Origin of the sequence: Pseudomonas sp. F01002 (assembly GCF_004402115.1) — a bacterium.
Lineage (GTDB): Bacteria > Pseudomonadota > Gammaproteobacteria > Pseudomonadales > Pseudomonadaceae > Aquipseudomonas > Aquipseudomonas frigoris.
The window spans coordinates 249,827-270,053 of record NZ_SOPU01000015.1 but is presented as its reverse complement, the minus strand read 5'-3'; the positions used below and the strand labels follow the sequence as shown (position 1 = coordinate 270,053).

At 60.0% G+C, this 20,227-nt stretch carries 16 protein-coding genes; 8 read left to right on the top strand and 8 right to left on the bottom strand.

Annotation, left to right across the window (positions count from 1 at the left end; all coding sequences use genetic code 11):
* Positions 1–3 precede the first annotated feature (3 nt).
* The 5 genes from pilQ to E3W21_RS10830 are packed head-to-tail and all read right to left on the bottom strand — an operon-like array spanning position 4 to position 4,882.
* Entirely contained in the window at positions 4–2,094 is a 2,091-nt protein-coding gene (gene pilQ / locus E3W21_RS10850) for a type IV pilus secretin PilQ (protein ID WP_134419674.1), read from the bottom strand.
* Positions 2,095–2,107: 13 nt separating this feature from the next.
* Positions 2,108–2,635: a pilus assembly protein PilP gene (locus E3W21_RS10845; protein ID WP_008149568.1), complete on the bottom strand. Its 528-nt coding sequence runs from the start codon at positions 2,633–2,635 to the stop codon at positions 2,108–2,110.
* On the bottom strand, positions 2,632–3,255 hold the full coding sequence (gene pilO / locus E3W21_RS10840; RefSeq protein WP_134419672.1) for a type 4a pilus biogenesis protein PilO: 624 nt from the start codon (positions 3,253–3,255) through the stop codon (positions 2,632–2,634). Before pilO ends, E3W21_RS10845 begins: the two co-directional genes overlap by 4 nt.
* Positions 3,252–3,818 (bottom strand): PilN domain-containing protein, encoded by a 567-nt coding sequence (locus E3W21_RS10835; protein WP_134419670.1) that lies wholly within the window; start codon positions 3,816–3,818, stop codon positions 3,252–3,254. Before E3W21_RS10835 ends, pilO begins: the two co-directional genes overlap by 4 nt.
* A complete protein-coding gene (locus E3W21_RS10830) occupies positions 3,818–4,882 on the bottom strand; it encodes a pilus assembly protein PilM (protein WP_129439160.1) in 1,065 nt (354 codons plus the stop codon). The genes E3W21_RS10835 and E3W21_RS10830 overlap by 1 nt, the downstream gene beginning before the upstream one ends.
* 219 nt (positions 4,883–5,101) lie before the next feature.
* Between E3W21_RS10830 and E3W21_RS10825 the strand changes: the two genes are divergently transcribed.
* Entirely contained in the window at positions 5,102–7,543 is a 2,442-nt protein-coding gene (locus E3W21_RS10825; RefSeq protein ID WP_371927075.1) for a penicillin-binding protein 1A, read from the top strand.
* Positions 7,544–7,784: 241 nt separating this feature from the next.
* Here the strand turns inward: E3W21_RS10825 and E3W21_RS10820 are convergent, their stop codons facing one another.
* The 3 genes from E3W21_RS10820 to rpmE all read right to left on the bottom strand — a co-directional run bounded on the left by E3W21_RS10820 (position 7,785) and on the right by rpmE (position 10,285).
* The gene (locus tag E3W21_RS10820; protein ID WP_033055361.1) at positions 7,785–9,053 is read right to left on the bottom strand and encodes a malic enzyme-like NAD(P)-binding protein; all 1,269 of its coding nucleotides are present in this window, start codon (positions 9,051–9,053) and stop codon (positions 7,785–7,787) included.
* Positions 9,054–9,236: 183 nt separating this feature from the next.
* Entirely contained in the window at positions 9,237–10,037 is an 801-nt protein-coding gene (locus E3W21_RS10815) for a thermonuclease family protein (protein ID WP_134419668.1), read from the bottom strand.
* Between the two features lie 14 nt (positions 10,038–10,051).
* The gene (gene rpmE, locus E3W21_RS10810) at positions 10,052–10,285 is read right to left on the bottom strand and encodes a 50S ribosomal protein L31 (RefSeq protein WP_028621753.1); all 234 of its coding nucleotides are present in this window, start codon (positions 10,283–10,285) and stop codon (positions 10,052–10,054) included.
* Between the two features lie 290 nt (positions 10,286–10,575).
* Between rpmE and E3W21_RS10805 the strand changes: the two genes are divergently transcribed.
* From E3W21_RS10805 to phaC, 7 genes are all read left to right on the top strand, one after another.
* Positions 10,576–12,795: a primosomal protein N' gene (locus tag E3W21_RS10805; protein ID WP_134419666.1), complete on the top strand. Its 2,220-nt coding sequence runs from the start codon at positions 10,576–10,578 to the stop codon at positions 12,793–12,795.
* 221 nt (positions 12,796–13,016) lie between these two features.
* A complete protein-coding gene (gene argS, locus E3W21_RS10800; protein ID WP_134419664.1) occupies positions 13,017–14,753 on the top strand; it encodes an arginine--tRNA ligase in 1,737 nt (578 codons plus the stop codon).
* Position 14,754: 1 nt separating this feature from the next.
* A complete protein-coding gene (locus E3W21_RS10795) occupies positions 14,755–15,459 on the top strand; it encodes an SPOR domain-containing protein (protein ID WP_134419662.1) in 705 nt (234 codons plus the stop codon).
* A 253-nt stretch (positions 15,460–15,712) separates the two neighbouring features.
* Complete coding sequence (gene hslV, locus E3W21_RS10790) at positions 15,713–16,243, top strand: ATP-dependent protease subunit HslV (protein ID WP_007899242.1); 531 nt, start codon at positions 15,713–15,715, stop codon at positions 16,241–16,243.
* A 55-nt stretch (positions 16,244–16,298) separates the two neighbouring features.
* Entirely contained in the window at positions 16,299–17,642 is a 1,344-nt protein-coding gene (gene hslU, locus E3W21_RS10785) for an ATP-dependent protease ATPase subunit HslU (RefSeq protein WP_129439172.1), read from the top strand.
* A gap of 154 nt (positions 17,643–17,796) precedes the next feature.
* Positions 17,797–18,174 carry a gamma-butyrobetaine hydroxylase-like domain-containing protein gene (locus E3W21_RS10780; protein ID WP_008149540.1) on the top strand — a complete coding sequence of 126 codons (378 nt, stop codon included), beginning with the start codon at positions 17,797–17,799 and terminating at the stop codon, positions 18,172–18,174.
* A gap of 257 nt (positions 18,175–18,431) precedes the next feature.
* Positions 18,432–20,105 carry a class II poly(R)-hydroxyalkanoic acid synthase gene (gene phaC, locus E3W21_RS10775; RefSeq protein WP_256661542.1) on the top strand — a complete coding sequence of 558 codons (1,674 nt, stop codon included), beginning with the start codon at positions 18,432–18,434 and terminating at the stop codon, positions 20,103–20,105.
* Positions 20,106–20,227 lie beyond the last annotated feature (122 nt).

Below are 20,227 nucleotides of genomic sequence, written 5' to 3'. Positions count from 1 at the left end.
GAATCAATGACTCACAGCAATCGCCTGGTTATTCATGATACGCGGAGTGAGAAATACCAGCAGCTCGGATTTTTTCTCCGAAACCACGTCACGCCGGAAAAGGCGGCCAAGATACGGCACATCACCGAGAAATGGCACCTTATCTACAACCTTGCTCTGAGTATTTGAGAAAACCCCGCCAATCACGATGGTCTCACCGTCGTTGACCAGGACCTTGGCATTGACCTCGTTTTTCTTGATCGGCGGTACATCCTGCACCTTGTTCAGGTAGTCCGGTTCGTCCTTGGTGACCTTGACCTCCATGATGATCCGGTTGTCCGGGGTGATCTGCGGCGTCACCTCCAGAGACAGCGAAGCCTCCTTGAACGACACCGAGGTAGCGCCGCTGGAGCTGGCTTCCTGATAGGGAATCTCCGTGCCCTTGAGGATTTTCGCGGTTTCCTTGTCCGAGGTGACCACCTTGGGCTGCGAGACGATTTCGCCGTTGCCGGTCTTCTCCATCGCCGTCAGCTCAAGATCCAGCAGCACATTGTCGGTGATGAACGCGATGCCGAGCCCCGAGGTGTTGGCGGCGGTACCCAGGTCGACGAACGGCGAGTTGGTGCTGGTGCTGCCAGGCGTACCGATGGTCGACGAAGCATTAGCCCCATTATTGCTGACGCCCGAGGTGTTCCAGTTGCCCTTGTTCTGCAACGAACCACCCCAACGCACGCCGAGGCTTTTGTCATAGTCGACGTTGGCTTCGACGATGCGCGCCTCGATCATCACCTGACGCACCGGGATATCCAGTTGCGCGACGATACGGCGCAGCTCATCGAGGCGATCCTGGGTCTGGTAGGCAATGATGTTGTTGGTCCGCTCATCCACCGTGATCGAGCCCCGCTCGTCGGCTTTTGCCTCGGCACTGGTCACCGACTGGAACAGCTTGGCGATATCGGCAGCTTTGGCGTAGTTGACCTGCAACAATTCGCGACGCAGGGGCGCCAGGTCAGCAATCTGCTTCTGCGACTCAAGCTCCTGGCGCTCGCGGGCAGCGATTTCATCGGCCGGCGCCACCAGCAAAACGTTGCCGATCTTGCGCTTGTCCAGGCCCTTGGTTTTCAACACCAGATCCAGTGCCTGATCCCACGGTACGTTCTGCAAACGCAGCGTGATGCCGCCCTGCACTGTGTCGCTGGCCACCAGATTGAGGTTGGTGAAATCGGCAATCAGTTGCAGCACCGAACGCACGTCGATGTCCTGGAAATTCAGCGAGAGCTTTTCGCCGGTGTAGGCGAAACGCTCGGTGTTGCGTTTCTGCAAGTCATCGACGGTCATCGGCCGGATGCTGACGGTCAGCTTGTTGTCGGTCTGGTAAGTCGAATAATCGAAGGCGCCGCTGGGCTCAATGCTGATCGTGGCCCGATCGCCCGTGGCGCTGGCGTTGACGAACTGCACCGGCGTGGCGAAATCCTTGACGTCCAGACGTACACGCAACGGCTCAGGCAATTGAGTCCTGGCGAAACCGAGGATGATCTTGCCGTCGCGCTCCTGAATGTCCGGGGCGATGGAGGGATCCGACAGATCGATGACCACATTGCCTTCGCCCTGAGTGCCGCGCTGGAAATCCACACCCCGGATGGCCTTGCCCACTGGCGTATAGGCTTTCGCCGGGGCTGGCGTTGCCGTCGCGGCGCGCGGTGTTTTGGGCGCCGGGCTGGAGGCCGTTTTGTTGGCACCTTGGCCGACCACCACGAACAGCGTGTTGCCTTCGACCCGTGCGTTATACGGCGTCAACTGGGTCAGATTGATGATCAGTCGCGTACGGTCCTTGGCTTCCACCACCGTGGCGCTACGGGCATTTCCGCCGCCCAGGTCACGATTTTTGCTTTTTAGCTGACTGACGACGCCAGGCAGATCCAGCGCGATCCGTGCAGGCGATTCCGTGGTGTAACCGTGGGGCGGCGGTGGCGGCCCATCGAACGACAACTTCAACTCGACGCGGTCTCCCGGCAGCGCGGCGACATCCAGCGCTTTGAGGTTGGCCGCTAGTACCATCGGCGACAGCAACGCTATCCATAGCGAAATACCGAAGGTTGAGAAAATCCTGTTCATTATTCGAGTTCCACTATGAGTGCTCTTTCAAAGGGATGGTCCGCGGCCGTTCCAGCCAGGCGCCTTCGCCGTCGGGAACGATTTCGACCACATCGACCTGCGAGCCACTGATGGCGACGATCCGCCCATCGTTACGCCCCAGGTAATCGCCGACTTTCAACCGATGCACCCCGCCCGCCCCGCGCAACAGCGCAAAGGAGCCGGTCGCATTGGCGATCGTTCCGACCATTTCAAACTGCTCGATGTTGAAACCTTCGAGGTACTGCTTGACCCGATTCGGATCAGGTTTGACGTTGCGCGAGCCGTGTTTCTGGCCGGCCAGATCGACTCTGATCTGTCGGGAAAACGGGCTTCGCAGGTTGGCGGCACTGTAGGTGAATGTTGGGTAAGACCGAAATGTCGGCGTTGGTTCAATCTTGCCGGGCGCACGTAAACGCATTTCGTTCATGTACGCGTCCAGGTCGCTGAAGTCATTGTCGCTGCCGCAACCAGCCAGGCCTGCGACCAACACAACCATCGAAAAACAACGAATCGGGCTCATTTTTGCAGCCCCTTGTCGTTGTAGCGGTAGGTCTTGGCGAGGATGCTCATACGCAACTTCGGACCACCCTCCGGGTTGGCCGGCGCAAGGTCGAAGTCATGCAGGGTGACAATCCTTGGCAGCCCGGCGACGCCGCTGACGAAGGTGGCAAGGTCGTGATAGGCACCGGTGACGGTGATCTGGATCGGCAACTCGATGTAGAACTGCTGCGTGTTCTCCGACAGCAGTTTGATCTCTTCGAACTCCAGGCCACTGCCCAGGCCGGTGCGAGTGATGTCCTCCAGCAGACCGGGCACTTCGGTGTCACTGGGCAATTGCCGCAGCAGTACGCCAAAGGAGTTCTCCATTTCCTTCATCTGCTGCGTATACAGCTCCAGATTCGCCGCCATATGGGCTTTGTTGGCGAATTGCTCCTTGAGGGTCGACTCTTCCTCGCGCTTGAGTTCGAGGTGGCTTTGAAGGTCGCTGATGGAAAAACTGTAGCCCAGCGAAAGCACCAGGATCATGAGCAGGACTCCCGCCAGTGCCTTTATGGCTGGCGGCCAGGAACCCATGTTATTGGTGTCCAGGTCGTTGATGTCGATCTTGCGCAGGCCTTCGAACCAGTCAGACAGCCTCATTTGCCGCCCTCCGCAGCGGCGGGCTGAGTCTGACGAACGGTCAGCTGAAAGACGTTGGCCTGATCCAGCTGACCGGCGGTCGTCGCTTTGACTTCCGTGAGGGTGGGCGCATCAAACCAATCGGACGCATCCAGATTGCGCATCAGGTCTGACACACGATTGTTGGACTCCGCCGCTCCAGTGATGGACAAGGACTTGCCGGCCATTTTCACCTCGGTGAAATACACGCCGTCAGGCAGCGTACGTGCCAGTTGATCAAAAATACGCCCGCTGATCGGCCGGTTGCCTTGCAGGTCCTGGATGATGCGCATGCGCTCGACCAGTTGCTGGCGACGGGCCTTCAAATCGCTGATCTGTTTAATCCGCTCATCGACCATGGCAATCTGTTTGCCGATGTAATCGTTACGAGCCACTTGCCGATCGATAGCGCCACTGATGGCCTGGTTCGCGATCAGCACCGCCCCCACTGACCCCACCAGCACACCGACCAACACCAGCAAAAAGCGTTTGCGGCGGACTTCACGCTGCTCTTCGCGCCAGGGTAAAAGATTGATCCGCGCCATCAGTCGAAACTCCTGAGGGCCAGCCCGCAGGCGATCATCAGTGCCGGCGCATCGCTGGCCAGGGCACCGGCGTTGACCTTGCTGCCCAAGGTCATGTCGGAGAATGGGTTGGCCACTTGCGTTGGTGTACCCAATCGTTGCTCGATCAACCGATCAAGCCCCGGGACCGACGCGGTACCGCCGGCCAGCAGAATGTGATCAACCGAGTTGTACTGACCGGAGGCGAAGAAAAACTGCAATGAACGCGACACCTGCTGCACCAGCGCATCGCGAAACGGCTGCAACACCTCGCTGACGTAATCGTCCGGCAAACCACCCTGTTTCTTCGCCAGCCCCGCCTGTTCAAGGGTCAGGCCATAACGTCGCTGGATTTCCTCCGTCAGCTGACGACCGCCGAACAATTGTTCGCGGGTGTAGATGATCCGCCCCTGGTGCAGCACGCTCAGGGTGGTCATGGTGGCGCCGATATCGACCACCGCTACCGTCAGACGCTCCTGAGAAGCAGCCAGTTGGCTCGCCAGCAATCCGTAGCAACGCTCCAGCGCATAGGCCTCGACGTCGACCACGCGGGCTGTCAGGCCGGCCAGGGCCAGGACCGCTTCCCGCACCTCGACGTTTTCCTTGCGACAGGCCGCCAGCAGCACATTGACTCGCTCGGGGTTGCGCGCAGAAACGCCCTGGACCTCAAAGTCGATGGCCACTTCGTCCAATGGATAAGGGATGTATTGATCGGCCTCGATCTTCAGCTGGTTTTCCATTTCGTCGTCGGAAAGACCGGCGTCCATCTCGATGGTCTTGGTGATCACCGCCGAACCGGCCACGGCCACGGCGACGTTCTTGAGGTTGGTTCTGGCCTTGAGCAGCACGCGCGCGAGTGCCTGCCCTACGCCTTCGAGCTCGGCGATATTTTTCTCGACCACCGCGTTGGTGGGCAAAGGTTCCACCGCATAGGCCTCGACCCGATAGCGGTCGCCTTGGCGGCTTAGCTCCAGAAGCTTGACCGACGTGGAGCTGATGTCGATCCCCAGAAGCGTGTTGGCCTTTTTATTGAAGAGTCCTAGCACTACCAATTCCCTATGACTATCCGTGTCTTACGGACTCTGTAATATCCGTTGCGTTCAAACCACCCGTCTTGACAGCAGCGCAAATGACGCCCTCGACGGAAAAATGCTTATAATGCCCAGCGTTTTTTTCCGGTTTTTACTTTCAAGCGCGGGTCGTTCCCTGTTTATCTGAACCCTGATGCCAAATTCATTCTTTGCCCTGGATGTCCAAAAGCCTTGATTCGTCTGCTGAAATTTTTCGGTTGGTCCATCGTCGCCGTTTTCTGCGGACTGCTCCTCGGTCTTAGCGGCGCCTTTCTCTACCTTAGTCCGGGTTTGCCATCCGTGGAGGCGCTGAGAAGCATCCAGTTGCAGATTCCTTTGCGGGTCTTCAGCAGCGACAACAAGCTGATCGCAGAATTTGGCGAAATGCGCCGCACACCGATCCGGTTCGCCGACATTCCCCCCAATTTCATTAATGCGTTACTAAGTGCTGAGGACGACAACTTCGCCAATCACTACGGTGTCGACCCCAGCAGTCTGATGCGCGCGGCCACCCAGTTGGTAAAAAGCGGACACATTCAGTCCGGCGGCAGCACCATCACCATGCAGGTGGCGAAGAACTTCTTCCTGACCAGCGAACGCAGCTTCTCGCGCAAAACCACCGAAATCCTCCTGGCTCTGCAGATTGAACGGCAGCTGACCAAGGACGAGATTCTTGAGCTGTACGTCAACAAGATCTATCTGGGCAACCGCGCCTACGGCATCGAGGCCGCCGCGCAGGTTTACTACGGCAAGTCGATTCGTGACGTCAGCCTGGCGCAGATGGCGATGATCGCCGGCCTGCCAAAAGCCCCTTCGCGCTTCAACCCGCTGGCCAATCCGGCCCGCAGCAAGGAACGTCGCGACTGGATCCTTGGGCGCATGTACAAGCTCGGCAAAATCACCGAAGCCGACTACACCACCGCGATCAACGAGCCGCTGAACGCCAGTTATCACGTGCCGACCCCGGAAGTGAATGCGCCGTACATCGCTGAAATGGCCCGCGCCGAAATGGTCGGCCGTTATGGCAGCGACGCCTATACCGAGGGTTTCCGCGTCACCACCACGGTGCCGAGCAACCTGCAGGAAATGGCCAACACCGCGGTCCACGAAGGCTTGATGACCTACGACCAGCGTCATGGTTATCGCGGCCCCGAGTCGCGCCTGCCGGGCAAGACTCGCGAGGCCTGGACAACCGAGCTGACCAAACAGCGCACCATCAGCAGCCTTGAACCTGCCATCGTCACCCAGGTCGACAAGACCGGCCTGCAAGTGATGACCCGTACCGGTGACGAACACGTCGGCTGGGACAGCATGAAATGGGCGCGCCCATTCCTCAACACCAACAGCATGGGTGCCAACCCGAAGCAGCCTTCGGACGTCGCCCAGGTCGGCGACCTGATTCGTGTGCAACGCCAGCCGGACAACTCGCTGAAATTCAGCCAGATCCCGCAGGCTCAGGGCGCACTGGTTTCCCTTGATCCGCAAAACGGTGCCATTCGCTCCCTGGTCGGCGGCTTCGCCTTTGAACAGAGCAACTACAACCGCGCCATGCAGGCCAAGCGTCAGCCGGGTTCGAGCTTCAAACCGTTCGTCTACAGTGCCGCACTGGATAACGGCTACACCGCCGCCAGCCTGGTGAACGACGCACCGATCGTGTTCGTCGACGAGTACCTGGACAAGGTCTGGCGTCCAAAGAACGACACCAACACCTTCCTCGGCCCGATCCGTATGCGTGAGGCGCTCTACAAGTCGCGCAACCTGGTGTCGATCCGCTTGCTGCAGGCGCTGGGCGTTGACCGCACCATCGACTACATCAGCAAGTTCGGCTTCAACAAGCAGGACCTGCCGCGCAACCTGTCCCTGGCCCTGGGCACCGCGACGCTGACGCCAATGGAAATCGCCACCGGCTGGAGCACCTTCGCCAACGGCGGCTACAAGATCAGCCCCTACATCATCGACAAGATCGAAAGCCGCAATGGCGACACGCTGTTCGTCGCCAACCCGCCGAGCGTCCCGAAAGGCAACGTCGCCACCGACGGCATCGCCGCCCCTGTCGCGGCTAACGCTTTCACCGTCAACGCAACCCCGGGCGAAGCCTTGACCGCTCAGCCAGCGCCACAAACGCCGGCCGTGGCCGAACGCATCGTCGATGGCCGTACCACTTACATCCTCAACAGCATGCTCGAGGACGTGATCAAACTCGGCACCGGCCGCCGCGCCCTGGCCTTGGGCCGCAGCGACATTGCGGGCAAGACCGGTACCACCAACGAGTCCAAGGACGCCTGGTTCTCTGGGTACAACGCCGATTATGTGACCACTGTCTGGACCGGTTTCGACCAGCCTGAAAGCCTGGGCCGCAAGGAATTCGGCGGCACCGTCGCCCTGCCGATCTGGATGAGTTACATGGGCGCCGCACTCAAAGGCCTGCCGCCCCATACGCAGGCAGAGCCGGAAGGCATCCTCAGCCTGCGAGTCGACCCGGTCAGCGGCCGTGCAGCCACCCCAGGCACGCCAGGCGCCTACTTCGAGCTGTTCAAGGCCGAAGACACGCCACCGTCAGCGAACGAGCTGGGCAACGGCACTGCGCCGGGCAGCCCACTGCCTGCGGATGAAGCGGCGCCGATCGATTTGTTCTGATCGCCTGAAGCTGCAAAAAGCCCCACCTTCGAAAGAAGAGCGGGGCTTTTTATTGTGGCGCCTGTCAGACCGCCATCGTCGGATCGCCGCCCGGAACAAGCTCGCTCCCACATTGGAATGCGTACCCCTGTGGGAGCGGGCTTGCTCGCGAAGAGGCCAGCACAACCGCTGCAAAACCCACAGGCAAAAAAAAGCCCCGACTCGCAAGAGCCGGGGCTTTGTGTTGAAGCGCTACAACGACTTAGCCGTTGAACACGTCATCCACGCTTTTCAGCGGGTAGTTCTTCGGATACGGCAGGGTCGCTACGCCGGTCTCGATCGCAGCCTTGGCCACGGCATCGGAGATCACGGTGATCAGACGGGCATCCATTGGTTTCGGAATGATGTACTCACGACCGAATTCCAATTTGATGCCGCCGTAGGCGTCGCACACTTCCTGTGGAACCGGCAGCTTGGCCAGTTCACGCAGGGCGTTGGCCGCAGCCACTTTCATTTCTTCGTTGATGCGCTTGGCGCGAACGTCCAGGGCACCACGGAAGATGAACGGGAAGCCCAGCACGTTGTTGACCTGGTTCGGGTAGTCCGAACGGCCGGTCGCCATGATCACGTCATCACGAGTGGCGTGAGCCAGCTCCGGGGAGATTTCCGGGTCCGGGTTGGAGCACGCGAACACGATCGGGCTGGCCGCCATGGACTTCAGGCCTTCAGCGCTCAGCAGGTTCGGGCCGGACAGACCAACGAACACGTCCGCGCCTTTCAGGGCGTCGGCCAGTGTGCGTTTTTCAGTCGCGTGAGCGAAAACAGCCTTGTACTGGTTCAGGTCGTCACGGCCGGAGTGGATCACGCCGGTACGGTCAACCATGAAGATGTTTTCGATGTTGGCACCCATGCTCACCAGCAATTTCATGCAGGAGATGGCGGCAGCACCGGCGCCCAGGCAAACGATTTTGGCGTCAGCGAGGGTTTTGCCAGCGATTTCCAGGGCGTTGATCATGCCGGCCGCAGTAACGATCGCGGTGCCGTGCTGGTCATCGTGGAATACCGGAATGTCGCACTGCTCGATCAGAGCGCGTTCGATCTCAAAGCACTCAGGCGCCTTGATGTCTTCCAGATTGATGCCACCGAAGGTGATGGAGATGCGCTTGACGGTGTCGATGAAGGCTTGCGGGCTTTCGGAGTCGACTTCGATGTCGAAAACGTCGATGCCGGCGAAGCGCTTGAACAGCACGCCTTTACCTTCCATCACTGGTTTGGAAGCCAATGGGCCGAGGTTACCCAGGCCGAGAATTGCGGTGCCATCGGAAATGACTGCAACCAGATTGCCCTTGCCGGTGTACTTGTAGGCGAGTTCAGGGTCGCGGGCGATTTCGCGGACTGGTTCGGCTACACCGGGGCTGTAGGCCAGCGACAGGTCGCGGGCGGTAGCGGTGGCTTTGGTGAGCTCGACGCTCAGCTTCCCTGGACGAGGATGGGCATGATATTCGAGAGCGGCAGTTTTCAAATCAGACATATGGGCATTCCGCTTTTTACTGTGGGACAGACGGACCGCCGAGGATACTCGTGTCGCAAAGTCCCTACAAGACTGACCGGTCACCCCTGTCAAGCACCCGGCCCTACGACTTTGGACCAAGAGCCGCGGAACACAAGGGATTGACTGTTTACAATCTACATTAAAAATGTCTACAATTTTTTATCACTGCGCCATCTGAAGCATCGCCGGGTCGGTCAATGGCAGAAGCCAGCGCGCCTGCCCTTCTTTCAGTCCGCCACGCCGCGAACGGTCCAGTACCCAGCCGCGCGCCTCTATCTGCTTGCCCTTCAACCGCTCAAGATTCGCAATATCGAACTGGCCCAACACATTGGGTGCAACGCGCAGTACAACCGAATCCTGCAACTCGATCCAAACCCCGCCGCGATTGCGCTGAACCTTGCTCACACGACCGCTGAGCACAGCGAAACCGGAAGCGCTGATCTGCTCCGCTTTCAGTACAGGGGATTGACGCCACAACCCGAGTCCGGCCTGACGGGCGCTGTGTTCCGCCGCTTGCTGGCAGTCGACCAGATCGACATTCGGCGCGACTGCCACCTGGAAACCGAGTCCTTCAGCGAGCATCTGCGCTTCAAGGTTGGCGCCATCGGCGCTGTAGACATGGGCCAAGGTACGGCCGTAATGGTCTGTGCTTTCTTTACCGGGCAATAAACCGACCCGTCCGTCGCTGGCAGCCACCAGTGCTTCCAGGCGTTGGCGTGCCGCCACCGCGAACGGCTCGTCGGAGCGGCCTTTCTTGCCCAGTTCCGGCGTATTCAAACCGATCATGCGCACGCTGCGACCATCGCTCAGACGCAGCGTGTCACCATCCACCACCCGTTGCACCACAACGGGTGTCAGCCCGCTCGGCGCCGGGCAGAAGGCCTGGGCAGCGGAAAGCCATATCGCAGACATAAAAAAGGCGCCCGCAAGGGACGCCTTTTTCATCAGCAAGGTAAAGCCCATGGGGCTTTGCAACCTTACTCTGCAGCAGCAGGAGCTTTGGCTTTGCCAAAAGCACCGAAACGGTCTGCGAAGCGCTGTACACGGCCGCCAGTATCCAGAGTCTTCTGCTTACCGGTGTAGAACGGGTGGCACTCGTTGCATACGTCAGTACCCAGTGGCTTGCACAGGTTCGAACGAGTTTCGAACTTGTTGCCGCAGCTGCAAGTTACTTCGATGGTTTCGTACGCTGGATGGATATCGGCTTTCATGGTGTATTCCTCAGGCTAGTGTGCCGCCACTCAACACTATTGTTGAATACCGCACATAATTAGGCCGCGGATTCTACCAGACAATGCCAATCACGCAAGCTGTCACTGAGACCGACCGTCTGCTAGGCTCCCGGCCTAATACGCGCCCTTTGTGGGAGCGGGCTTGCTCGCGAATACGGTGTGTCAGGCAACGATGATGTGTCTGATCCACCGCATTCGCGAGCAAGCCCGCTCCCACAATTAATAGGCGTCCGACTTCTTTTACTGCCCGCTTATCGAGATCCCCCCGCGTGCCCAACGCCATTCTGCGCCTCGCCTTGCCTTCGCCCCTGCGCCGCCTGTTCGACTACCGTGCCCCGGCCGGTGTCCTGCGCGCCCAGTTGCACCCCGGCATGCGCTTGCGGGTGCCGTTCGGCCGGCGGGAGATGATCGGGATTTTGGTGGAGGTCACCGACACCAGTGAAGTCCCGGCAGAGAAGCTCAAGCCGGCCCTGGCACTGCTCGATGCCACGCCGCCCCTGCCGCCAGCGCTGTTCAAACTGTGCCTGTGGACGTCTCAGTACTACCAGCACAGCCTCGGCGACACCTTGAGCTGGGCGCTGCCGGTATTGCTGCGTCAGGGTGAACTGGCCGAAGCACGGCAGGAGCGCTTCTGGTCCGCCGCGCCCGGCGCCAGCCTTGATGACCCGCGCATCGCTCGCGCCCCGCGTCAACGGGAGGCACTGGCGACTCTGGCCCAGCATCCCCACGGCGTCGCCCATCAGTTGTTGAGCAAACTGATGCTGAGCAAGGACAGCCTGGATTTGCTGCTGGCCAAGGATCTGGTGCAAGTCGAAATCCGCAAACACGCCCCCGACGCCCGCCACGAACACTGGCTGGCGCAACCGGAATTGCCGCTCAACCCCGAGCAGCGTGCGGCCTATGAGGCGATTCGCGCAGGGTTCGACAGTTATCACGCGTTCCTGCTGGCCGGCGTCACCGGCAGCGGCAAGACCGAAGTCTATTTGCAACTGATCCGCGAAACCCTTGAGGCCGGCAAGCAGGCGCTGGTACTGATCCCGGAGATCAACCTCGGCCCGCAGACCCTGGCGCGTTTCGAGCAGCGCTTCAATGCACGCATCGCGCTGATCCACTCGGCGGTCAACGACCGCGAACGCCTCGAAGCCTGGCTCGCCGCCCGGGACGGTGACGCCGACATTATTATCGGCACCCGTTCGGCGCTGTTCACGCCGATGAAGAACCCCGGCCTGATCATCATCGATGAAGAGCACGACGGCTCCTATAAACAGCAGGAAGGCCTGCGCTATCACGCCCGCGACCTGGCATTGGTCCGCGCACGCCAAGAAAACATCCCGATTGTCCTCGGCTCCGCCACGCCTTCGCTGGAAAGCCTGCACAACGCCTACACCGGTCGATACGGACTCTTACGCTTGAACGAGCGTGCCGGTGGCGCCAAACAGCCGCGGTTCCTGCGCCTGGACGTGAAAAGTCGTCCGCTGGACAGCGGCATTTCCGGGCCGATGCAGCAGGCCATCGGTCAGACGCTGGCCGCTGGCCAACAAGTGTTGGTGTTCCTCAACCGTCGAGGTTTTGCGCCCACGCTGCTGTGCCATGACTGTGGCTGGATGTCAGAGTGTCAGCGCTGCGATGCGCGAATGACCGTGCACCAGCGCTCAGGCGAACTGCGTTGTCACCATTGTGGCTACGTCGAACGCGTCCCTCGGCATTGCCCGAAGTGCGGCAAGGTCGATTTGCGGCCTGTCGGCGCCGGCACCGAGCGCGCCGAAGAACGATTGGGGATTTTGTTTCCGGACGTCCCGGTGCTGCGGGTCGACCGCGATAGCACTTCGCGCAAAGACGCCATGAATCAACTGTTCGCGACCATTCAGAAGGGCCAGCCCTGCATTCTGGTGGGCACGCAAATGCTTGCCAAAGGGCATCACTTCCCGCGGGTGACGCTGGTGTCGATTCTCGATGCCGACGGCGGGCTGTTTTCCGGCGACTTCCGCGCCAGTGAGCGCATGGCGCAGTTGATCGTCCAGGTTGCCGGACGCGCGGGCCGGGCTGAAGAGCCGGGCAAAGTGATCATCCAGACCCACTTGGCCGACCATCCGCTGCTGGTGCAATTGACTGAACAGGGTTATTTCGCCTTTGCCGAACAGGCGTTGAGCGAACGTCGCTCGGCGGGGTTACCACCGTTTGCGCACTTGGCGCTGCTGCGGGCCGAAGCGCACAAACCGGGGCAAGCTGAAGGTTTTCTTGATGAGGCGTGCAGCGAGGCCGAGCGTTTGCTGGCCGAACAGAACCTGACCGGTATCGAACTGCTCGGGCCGGTGCCTGCACCGATGGAACGCCGGGCCGGGCGTTATCGTGCGCAGTTGTTGCTGCAAGCGACGGCTCGGGCGCCGCTGCATCGACTATTAAGCAGCTGGCTGCTGGTGTTGGAGCAGATGCCGAGCGGGCGGGCGGTGCGTTGGTCGCTGGATGTCGATCCCGTGGATTTGTATTGATTGGTCGATCGCTATCGCGAGCAAGCTCGCTCCCACAGGGGATCTGCGGCGCTCACCCGATCAATGTGGGAGCGAGCTTGCTCGCGAAGAGGCCCTAATAGTCACCACATATCCATAACCTGCCCGCTATAGTTGGCAAGCCCGTCTTCGCAACGGATAATGCCCAGTTTTTCCACTAGCGCATCCAGGCGCCGCCGCGCTTGCGGTCGAAAGAGAACACCATGAAAGACACCATTCGCCAGCTGATCCAACAAGCCATCACCCAACTCGTCAACGAAGGTGTGTTGCCTGAAGGCCTGTCGCCGGCGATCCAGGTGGAAAACTCCCGTGACAAGACTCACGGCGATTTCGCCAGCAACATCGCGATGATGCTGGCCAAACCGGCCGGCATGAAGCCGCGCGACCTGGCAGAGAAAATCATCGCCGCGCTGCCGGCTGATGAAAACGTCACCAAGACCGAAATCGCCGGTCCCGGCTTCCTGAACTTCTTCCAGAACACCCAAGCCCTGGCCACTCGCCTGGACGCCGCCCTGGCCGACGCCCACATCGGCGTGCGCAAGGCCGGCCCGGCGCAGCGCACTGTCGTCGACCTGTCGGCACCGAACCTGGCCAAAGAGATGCACGTCGGCCACTTGCGCTCGACCATCATCGGCGACGGCGTTGCCCGGGTGCTGGAGTTCCTCGGCGACGAAGTCATCCGGCAGAACCACGTCGGCGACTGGGGCACCCAGTTCGGCATGCTGATGGCTTACCTTCAGGAAAACCCGATCACCAGCGACGAGCTGTCGGACCTGGAAAACTTCTACCGCGCCGCCAAGCAACGCTTCGACGAATCCGAAGAGTTCGCAGATCGCGCCCGTGGCCTGGTGGTCAAGCTGCAAGCTGGCGACCCGGACTGCCTGGCGCTGTGGACCAAGTTCAAGGACATCTCGCTGTCCCACTGCCAGAAAATCTACGAGCTGCTCAACGTCAAACTGACCATGGACGACGTGATGGGCGAAAGCGCCTACAACGACGACCTGATCAACGTGGTCAACGACCTCAAGGCCGCTGGCCTGCTGGTCGAGAGCAACGGTGCCCAGTGCGTGTTCCTCGACGAGTTCAAGAACGCCGACGGCGACCCGCTGCCGGTGATCATCGTCAAGGCTGACGGCGGTTACCTCTACGCCACCACCGACCTGGCGGCCGTGCGTTACCGTAGCGGCAAGTTGAAGGCTGATCGCGCGCTGTACTTCGTCGACCAGCGTCAGGCCTTGCACTTCCAGCAAGTATTCCAGGTCGCGCGCCTGGCCGGCTTCGTGACGCACCCGATGGACATGGAACACATGGGCTTCGGCACCATGAACGGTAAAGATGGCCGTCCGTTCAAGACCCGTGACGGCGGCACCGTGAAGCTGATCGACCTGCTGACCGAAGCTCAGGAACGCGCTTACACGCTGGTGAAAGAAAAGAACCCGGAACTGGCCGATGACGAATTGCGCAACATCGCCAAAGTCGTGGGCATTGGCGCGGTGAAATACGCCGACCTGTCCAAGCACCGCACCAGCGACTACAGCTTCAACTTCGACCTGATGCTGAACTTCGAAGGCAACACCGCGCCGTACCTGCTGTACGCCTACACCCGCGTGGCCGGTGTGTTCCGCAAACTTGGCAAGGACTTCAGCGAAGTCGAAGGCCAGATCGTCCTCGAAGCGGCGCACGAACACGAATTGGCGGCGAAGCTCGCGCAGTTCGGCGAAGTGTTGAACAACGTTTCCGACAAAGGCACGCCGCACATCCTGTGCACCTACCTGTACGATGTCGCCGGCCTGTTCTCCAGTTTCTATGAGAACTGCCCGATCCTCAGCGCCGACACCCCGGCGCAAATGCAGAGTCGTCTGCGCCTCGCCGCGCTGACCGGTCGCACACTCAAGCAAGGCCTGGAACTCTTGGGTCTGGAAACTCTGGAGCGTATGTAAGTTGGCTGCCAAGAAAAAACCTGCACCCAAGCGTGGCGCCAGCCGTTACCAAGCTCCTGCAAAGCAACCGATCCCGGGCTGGCTGTGGATGGCCATCGGCCTGACGGTCGGCGCGTTCATCGTTTTCCTGATGAAACTGGAACCGGGCAAGGGCAGCGAGAGCGTCAAGCGCGAGAAGATCGAGCAGCAGAAAGCAAAGATTGTCGAGGCCAACAAGACCCCGCCGAGCCCGACGCAACCGGTGAAGCCGAAGTACGACTTCTACACGTTGCTGCCGGAATCGGAAGTCATCGTGCCGCCGGATGCCGTGCCGGAGAAAACCCTGCCGACGCCACAAGTGCCGGCCATTCCGACGACGCCGGTTACGCCAGAGCAAGCGGCGAAGATCGATACCGCGCGCGCTCAGGCAGCACTGGCCGGGATTACTCCGCCACCTGCGCCACCGGTGTCCAAAGCGGCGCCAGTGACCAAGTTCTTCCTGCAGGCCGGTTCGTTCCGCAAGGAAGCTGACGCGGACAAGGTTCGGGCGCAGATCATCTTGCTCGGTCAGGCTGTGGCGGTTGAATCCGGCACCGTGAAAGACGAAACCTGGTATCGGGTATTGGTCGGACCGTTCAGCAACCGCGAGCAACTGACCACCGCTCAGAAACAACTGTCCGGCGCAGGGTTCAGCAACCTGTTGTTACAACAACGCCAAAGCCGCTAACCCTCTGCCACCGCAGCTCCCGCAGGAGACACGAATCCTGTAGGAGCTGCCGCAGGCTGCGATCTTTTCAAGGTTTGCAGGGTGTTCCGTCTTACCCATCATCAAGACCAAGATCAAAAGATCGCAGCCTTCGGCAGCTCCTACGCGCCTCGCACCATTCGTCCCCTCTCCCTTCCTACAGTTGAAATACGCTCCACCACCCCCATATGAGTTGGCATAAGGCATTTTCGCCCCGCTGCGTGGAGACTCTCCCTTGACCACCATCGTTTCAGTTCGCCGCCACGGCAAAGTCGTCATGGGCGGCGACGGCCAGGTTTCTCTCGGCAATACCGTGATGAAAGGCAACGCGAAGAAAGTTCGCCGCCTGTACCACGGCCAGGTGATCGCCGGCTTTGCCGGGGCCACCGCTGACGCCTTCACCCTCTTCGAGCGTTTCGAAGGCCAGCTTGAGAAACATCAGGGCCACCTGGTTCGCGCCGCTGTCGAACTCGCCAAAGAATGGCGCACTGACCGCTCCCTCAGCCGCCTCGAGGCCATGCTCGCGGTCGCGAACAAAGACGCCTCTCTGATCATCACCGGCAACGGCGACGTGGTCGAACCTGAAGAAGGTCTGATCGCCATGGGTTCCGGCGGCGGTTACGCCCAGGCCGCCGCCAGCGCGCTGCTGAAGAAAACCGATCTGTCGGCCCGGGAAATCGTCGAAACCGCCCTCGGCATCGCCGGCGACATCTGTGTATTCACCAACCACACCTTCACCATTGAGGAGCAGGACCTCGCTGAGTAAGCCTGTTTTGGCCACCACGCCACGGCTCACTTTTACCTGAGGACCGCCAATTACTATGTCCATGACTCCCCGTGAAATCGTCCACGAACTCAATCGCCATATCATCGGCCAGGACGATGCCAAGCGCGCCGTCGCCATCGCGCTGCGTAACCGCTGGCGCCGGATGCAGCTGCCTGAAGAGCTGCGCGTTGAAGTCACGCCAAAAAACATCCTGATGATCGGCCCGACCGGTGTCGGTAAAACCGAGATCGCTCGTCGCCTGGCCAAACTGGCCAACGCACCGTTCATCAAGGTCGAAGCGACCAAGTTCACCGAAGTCGGCTATGTCGGCCGCGACGTTGAATCGATCATTCGTGACCTGGCCGACGCAGCGATCAAGCTGCTGCGCGAACAGGAAATGACCAAGGTTCGCCACCGCGCCGAAGACGCCGCCGAAGAACGCATCCTCGACGCCCTGCTGCCCCCGGCACGCATGGGCTTCAGCAGCAACGACGACGCCGCACCGTCGGCCGACTCCAACACCCGTCAGCTGTTCCGCAAGCGCCTGCGCGAAGGTCAGCTGGATGACAAAGAGATCGAAATCGAAGTCGCCGAAGTGACCGGTGTCGATATCTCCGCGCCACCGGGCATGGAAGAGATGACCAACCAGCTGCAGAGCCTGTTCGCCAACATGGGCAAGGGCAAACGCAAGAGCCGCAAGATCAAGGTCAAGGAAGCACTGAAACTGGTGCGTGACGAAGAAGCCGGCCGCCTGGTCAACGAAGAAGAGTTGAAGGCCAAGGCGCTGGAAGCGGTCGAGCAGCACGGCATCGTGTTCATCGACGAAATCGACAAGGTCGCCAAGCGCGGCAACACCGGTGGTGTCGACGTGTCCCGTGAGGGTGTACAGCGCGACTTGCTGCCGCTGATCGAAGGCTGCACCGTCAACACCAAACTGGGCATGGTCAAGACCGACCACATCCTGTTCATCGCGTCCGGTGCGTTCCACCTGAGCAAGCCGAGCGATCTGGTGCCTGAGCTGCAAGGTCGCCTGCCGATTCGTGTCGAACTCAAGGCGCTGACGCCTGAAGATTTCGAACGCATTCTCAGCGAGCCGCACGCGTCGCTCACCGAGCAGTATTGTGCCCTGCTGAAAACCGAAGGCCTGGTGATCGAATTCCTGCCGGACGGCATCAAGCGTATTGCCGAGATCGCCTGGCAGGTCAACGAGAAGACCGAGAATATCGGTGCCCGTCGCCTGCACACGCTGCTTGAGCGTCTGCTTGAAGAGGTGTCGTTCAGCGCCGGTGATCTGGCCAGCGCCCACGACGACAAGGCGATCCTGATCGACGCCGATTACGTCAACAGCCACTTGGGCGAATTGGCGCAGAACGAAGACCTGTCCCGTTATATCCTGTAAGCCATACTTACAAGTGAGCGCGGACCTGTGGGAGCGGGCTTGCTCGCGAAAGCGGTCTGACATTCAACATTGATGTTGAATGTTATGGCCCCTTCGCGAGCAAGCCCGCTCCCACATTTGAACCGAGCTCGCCCACACAAATGGATTGCCGGTCATGACCCAACTCCCCACCGATATCAAACTGCACAAAGCCTCGAAAACCCTGTCGCTGAAATACGCGTCCGGTGAGGAACATCACCTGCCCGCCGAGTTCCTGCGCGTGCACTCTCCTTCCGCCGAGGTCCAGGGCCACGGCAAACCTATCCTGCAATTTGGCAAGATCGGCGTAGGCCTGACCAAGGTAGAACCGGCCGGTCAGTACGCACTGAAATTGACCTTCGACGACGGCCACGACAGCGGCCTGTTCACCTGGGAATATCTGTACCAGTTGGGCGTGCGCCAAGAGGATCTGTGGAACGATTATCTTGCCGAACTCAAAGCCGCTGGAAAGACCCGCGATCCGAACGAATCCATCGTCAAGCTGATGCTCTAGCTCAGGCCTTTCGCTCATTAGAGGGCATTTTCTAATTCCATCTGTTTGAATGCTCCGCTTCCGGGCCGACGATTGGCCTGCTTGCGAAAAAAATTAAACTCGGGTAACCAATGGAGCTGGCAAGGTACCTGCAGTGCTCTCTGAACTAAAAAGCAGCGATGCAGAATTAACGGTCACCCGAGCAGTAGTACCTGGCATTGGCTGTGGACTGCACAGCTGGACCCAGGTACTCGTCTCAGGACAATGGAGCGTCGTAGATGAGTAACAAGAATAACGATGACTTGAAGTATCAGGCCTCGGAAAACACCTTGGGGCTGAATCCTGTCGTTGGGCTGCGTGGAAAGGATCTACTGGCTTCTGCTCGAATGGTGCTAAGGCAGGCCATCCGACAACCGATTCACAGCGCCAGGCATGTCGCCCATTTCGGTCTTGAACTGAAGAACGTGTTGTTCGGAAAATCCGAGCTTCTACCGACAAGCGATGACCGTCGCTTCGCCGATCCGGCCTGGAGCCAGAACCCGCTCTACAAACGTTACTTGCAGACTTACCTGGCGTGGCGCAAGGAACTCCACGACTGGATCGGCGACAGCAACCTCTCGCCCAAGGACGTCGCTCGCGGGCATTTCGTGATCAACCTCATGACCGAAGCCATGGCCCCGACCAACAGTGCGGCCAACCCGGCGGCGGTCAAACGCTTCTTCGAAACCGGCGGCAAAAGCCTGCTCGACGGCCTGTCCCATCTGGCCAAGGACCTGGTGCACAACGGCGGTATGCCGAGCCAGGTCAACATGGGCGCGTTCGAGGTCGGCAAGAGCCTTGGCGTCACCGAAGGCGCGGTGGTGTTTCGCAATGACGTGCTGGAATTGATCCACTATCGGCCGACCACCGAGCAGGTGCATGAGCGCCCACTGTTGGTGGTGCCACCGCAGATCAACAAGTTCTATGTTTTCGACCTGAGCCCGGACAAGAGCCTGGCGCGCTTCTGCCTGCGCAACAATCTGCAGACGTTCATCGTCAGCTGGCGCAACCCGACCAAGGAGCAGCGCGAGTGGGGTCTGTCGACCTATATCGAAGCGCTCAAGGAAGCGGTCGACGTGGTCACCGCGATCACCGGCAGCAAAGACATCAACATGCTCGGCGCCTGCTCTGGCGGCATCACCTGCACTGCCCTGCTGGGCCACTACGCCGCGATCGGCGAGAACAAGGTCAACGCCCTGACGCTGCTGGTCAGTGTGCTGGATACCACCCTGGACAGCGACGTGGCACTGTTCGTCGACGAGCAAACCCTCGAATCCGCCAAGCGCCACTCTTATCAGGCCGGCGTACTGGAAGGCCGTGACATGGCGAAAGTTTTCGCCTGGATGCGCCCCAACGACCTGATCTGGAACTACTGGGTCAACAATTACCTGCTGGGCAACGAACCGCCGGTTTTCGACATCCTGTTCTGGAACAACGACACCACACGGTTGCCCGCAGCGTTCCACGGCGACCTGATCGAGTTGTTCAAAACTAACCCTTTAATCCGTCCTGATGCACTGGAAGTGTGCGGCACACCGATCAATCTGAAGCAGGTCACTGCCGACATCTTCTCCCTGGCCGGCACCAACGACCACATCACCCCGTGGAAGTCCTGCTACAAGTCGGCGCAACTGTTCGGTGGCAAGGTTGAATTCGTGCTGTCCAGCAGCGGGCATATCCAGAGCATTCTGAACCCGCCGGGCAATCCGAAATCGCGCTACATGACCAGCACAGAGATGCCGGTCAAGGCTGAGGAGTGGCAAGAGAACTCCACCAAGCACACCGATTCCTGGTGGCTGCACTGGCAGGCATGGCAAGCCGAGCGTTCGNGGCAAGCTGAAGAAGTCTCCGGGCAGTTTGGGCAACAAGGCTTATCCGGCGGGCGAAGCTGCACCGGGCACCTATGTGCATGAGCGATAACTGACACACCTCGCCCTCCTGTGGGAGCGGGCTTGCTCGCGAAAGCGATTGATCATTCAACAGTGATGTCTACTGACCTGACGCATTCGCGAGCAAGCCCGCTCCCACAGGGGAT

Coding starts and splice junctions, on each gene's coding strand:
- pilQ (WP_134419674.1), bottom strand. CDS start 2,094: ATGAACAGGATTTTCTCAACCTTCGGTATTTCGCTATGGATAGCGTTG.
- E3W21_RS10845 (WP_008149568.1), bottom strand. CDS start 2,635: ATGAGCCCGATTCGTTGTTTTTCGATGGTTGTGTTGGTCGCAGGCCTG.
- pilO (WP_134419672.1), bottom strand. CDS start 3,255: ATGAGGCTGTCTGACTGGTTCGAAGGCCTGCGCAAGATCGACATCAAC.
- E3W21_RS10835 (WP_134419670.1), bottom strand. CDS start 3,818: ATGGCGCGGATCAATCTTTTACCCTGGCGCGAAGAGCAGCGTGAAGTC.
- E3W21_RS10820 (WP_033055361.1), bottom strand. CDS start 9,053: ATGTCTGATTTGAAAACTGCCGCTCTCGAATATCATGCCCATCCTCGT.
- E3W21_RS10815 (WP_134419668.1), bottom strand. CDS start 10,037: ATGGGCTTTACCTTGCTGATGAAAAAGGCGTCCCTTGCGGGCGCCTTT.
- rpmE (WP_028621753.1), bottom strand. CDS start 10,285: ATGAAAGCCGATATCCATCCAGCGTACGAAACCATCGAAGTAACTTGC.
- argS (WP_134419664.1), top strand. CDS start 13,017: ATGAAAGACACCATTCGCCAGCTGATCCAACAAGCCATCACCCAACTC.
- hslU (WP_129439172.1), top strand. CDS start 16,299: ATGTCCATGACTCCCCGTGAAATCGTCCACGAACTCAATCGCCATATC.
- E3W21_RS10780 (WP_008149540.1), top strand. CDS start 17,797: ATGACCCAACTCCCCACCGATATCAAACTGCACAAAGCCTCGAAAACC.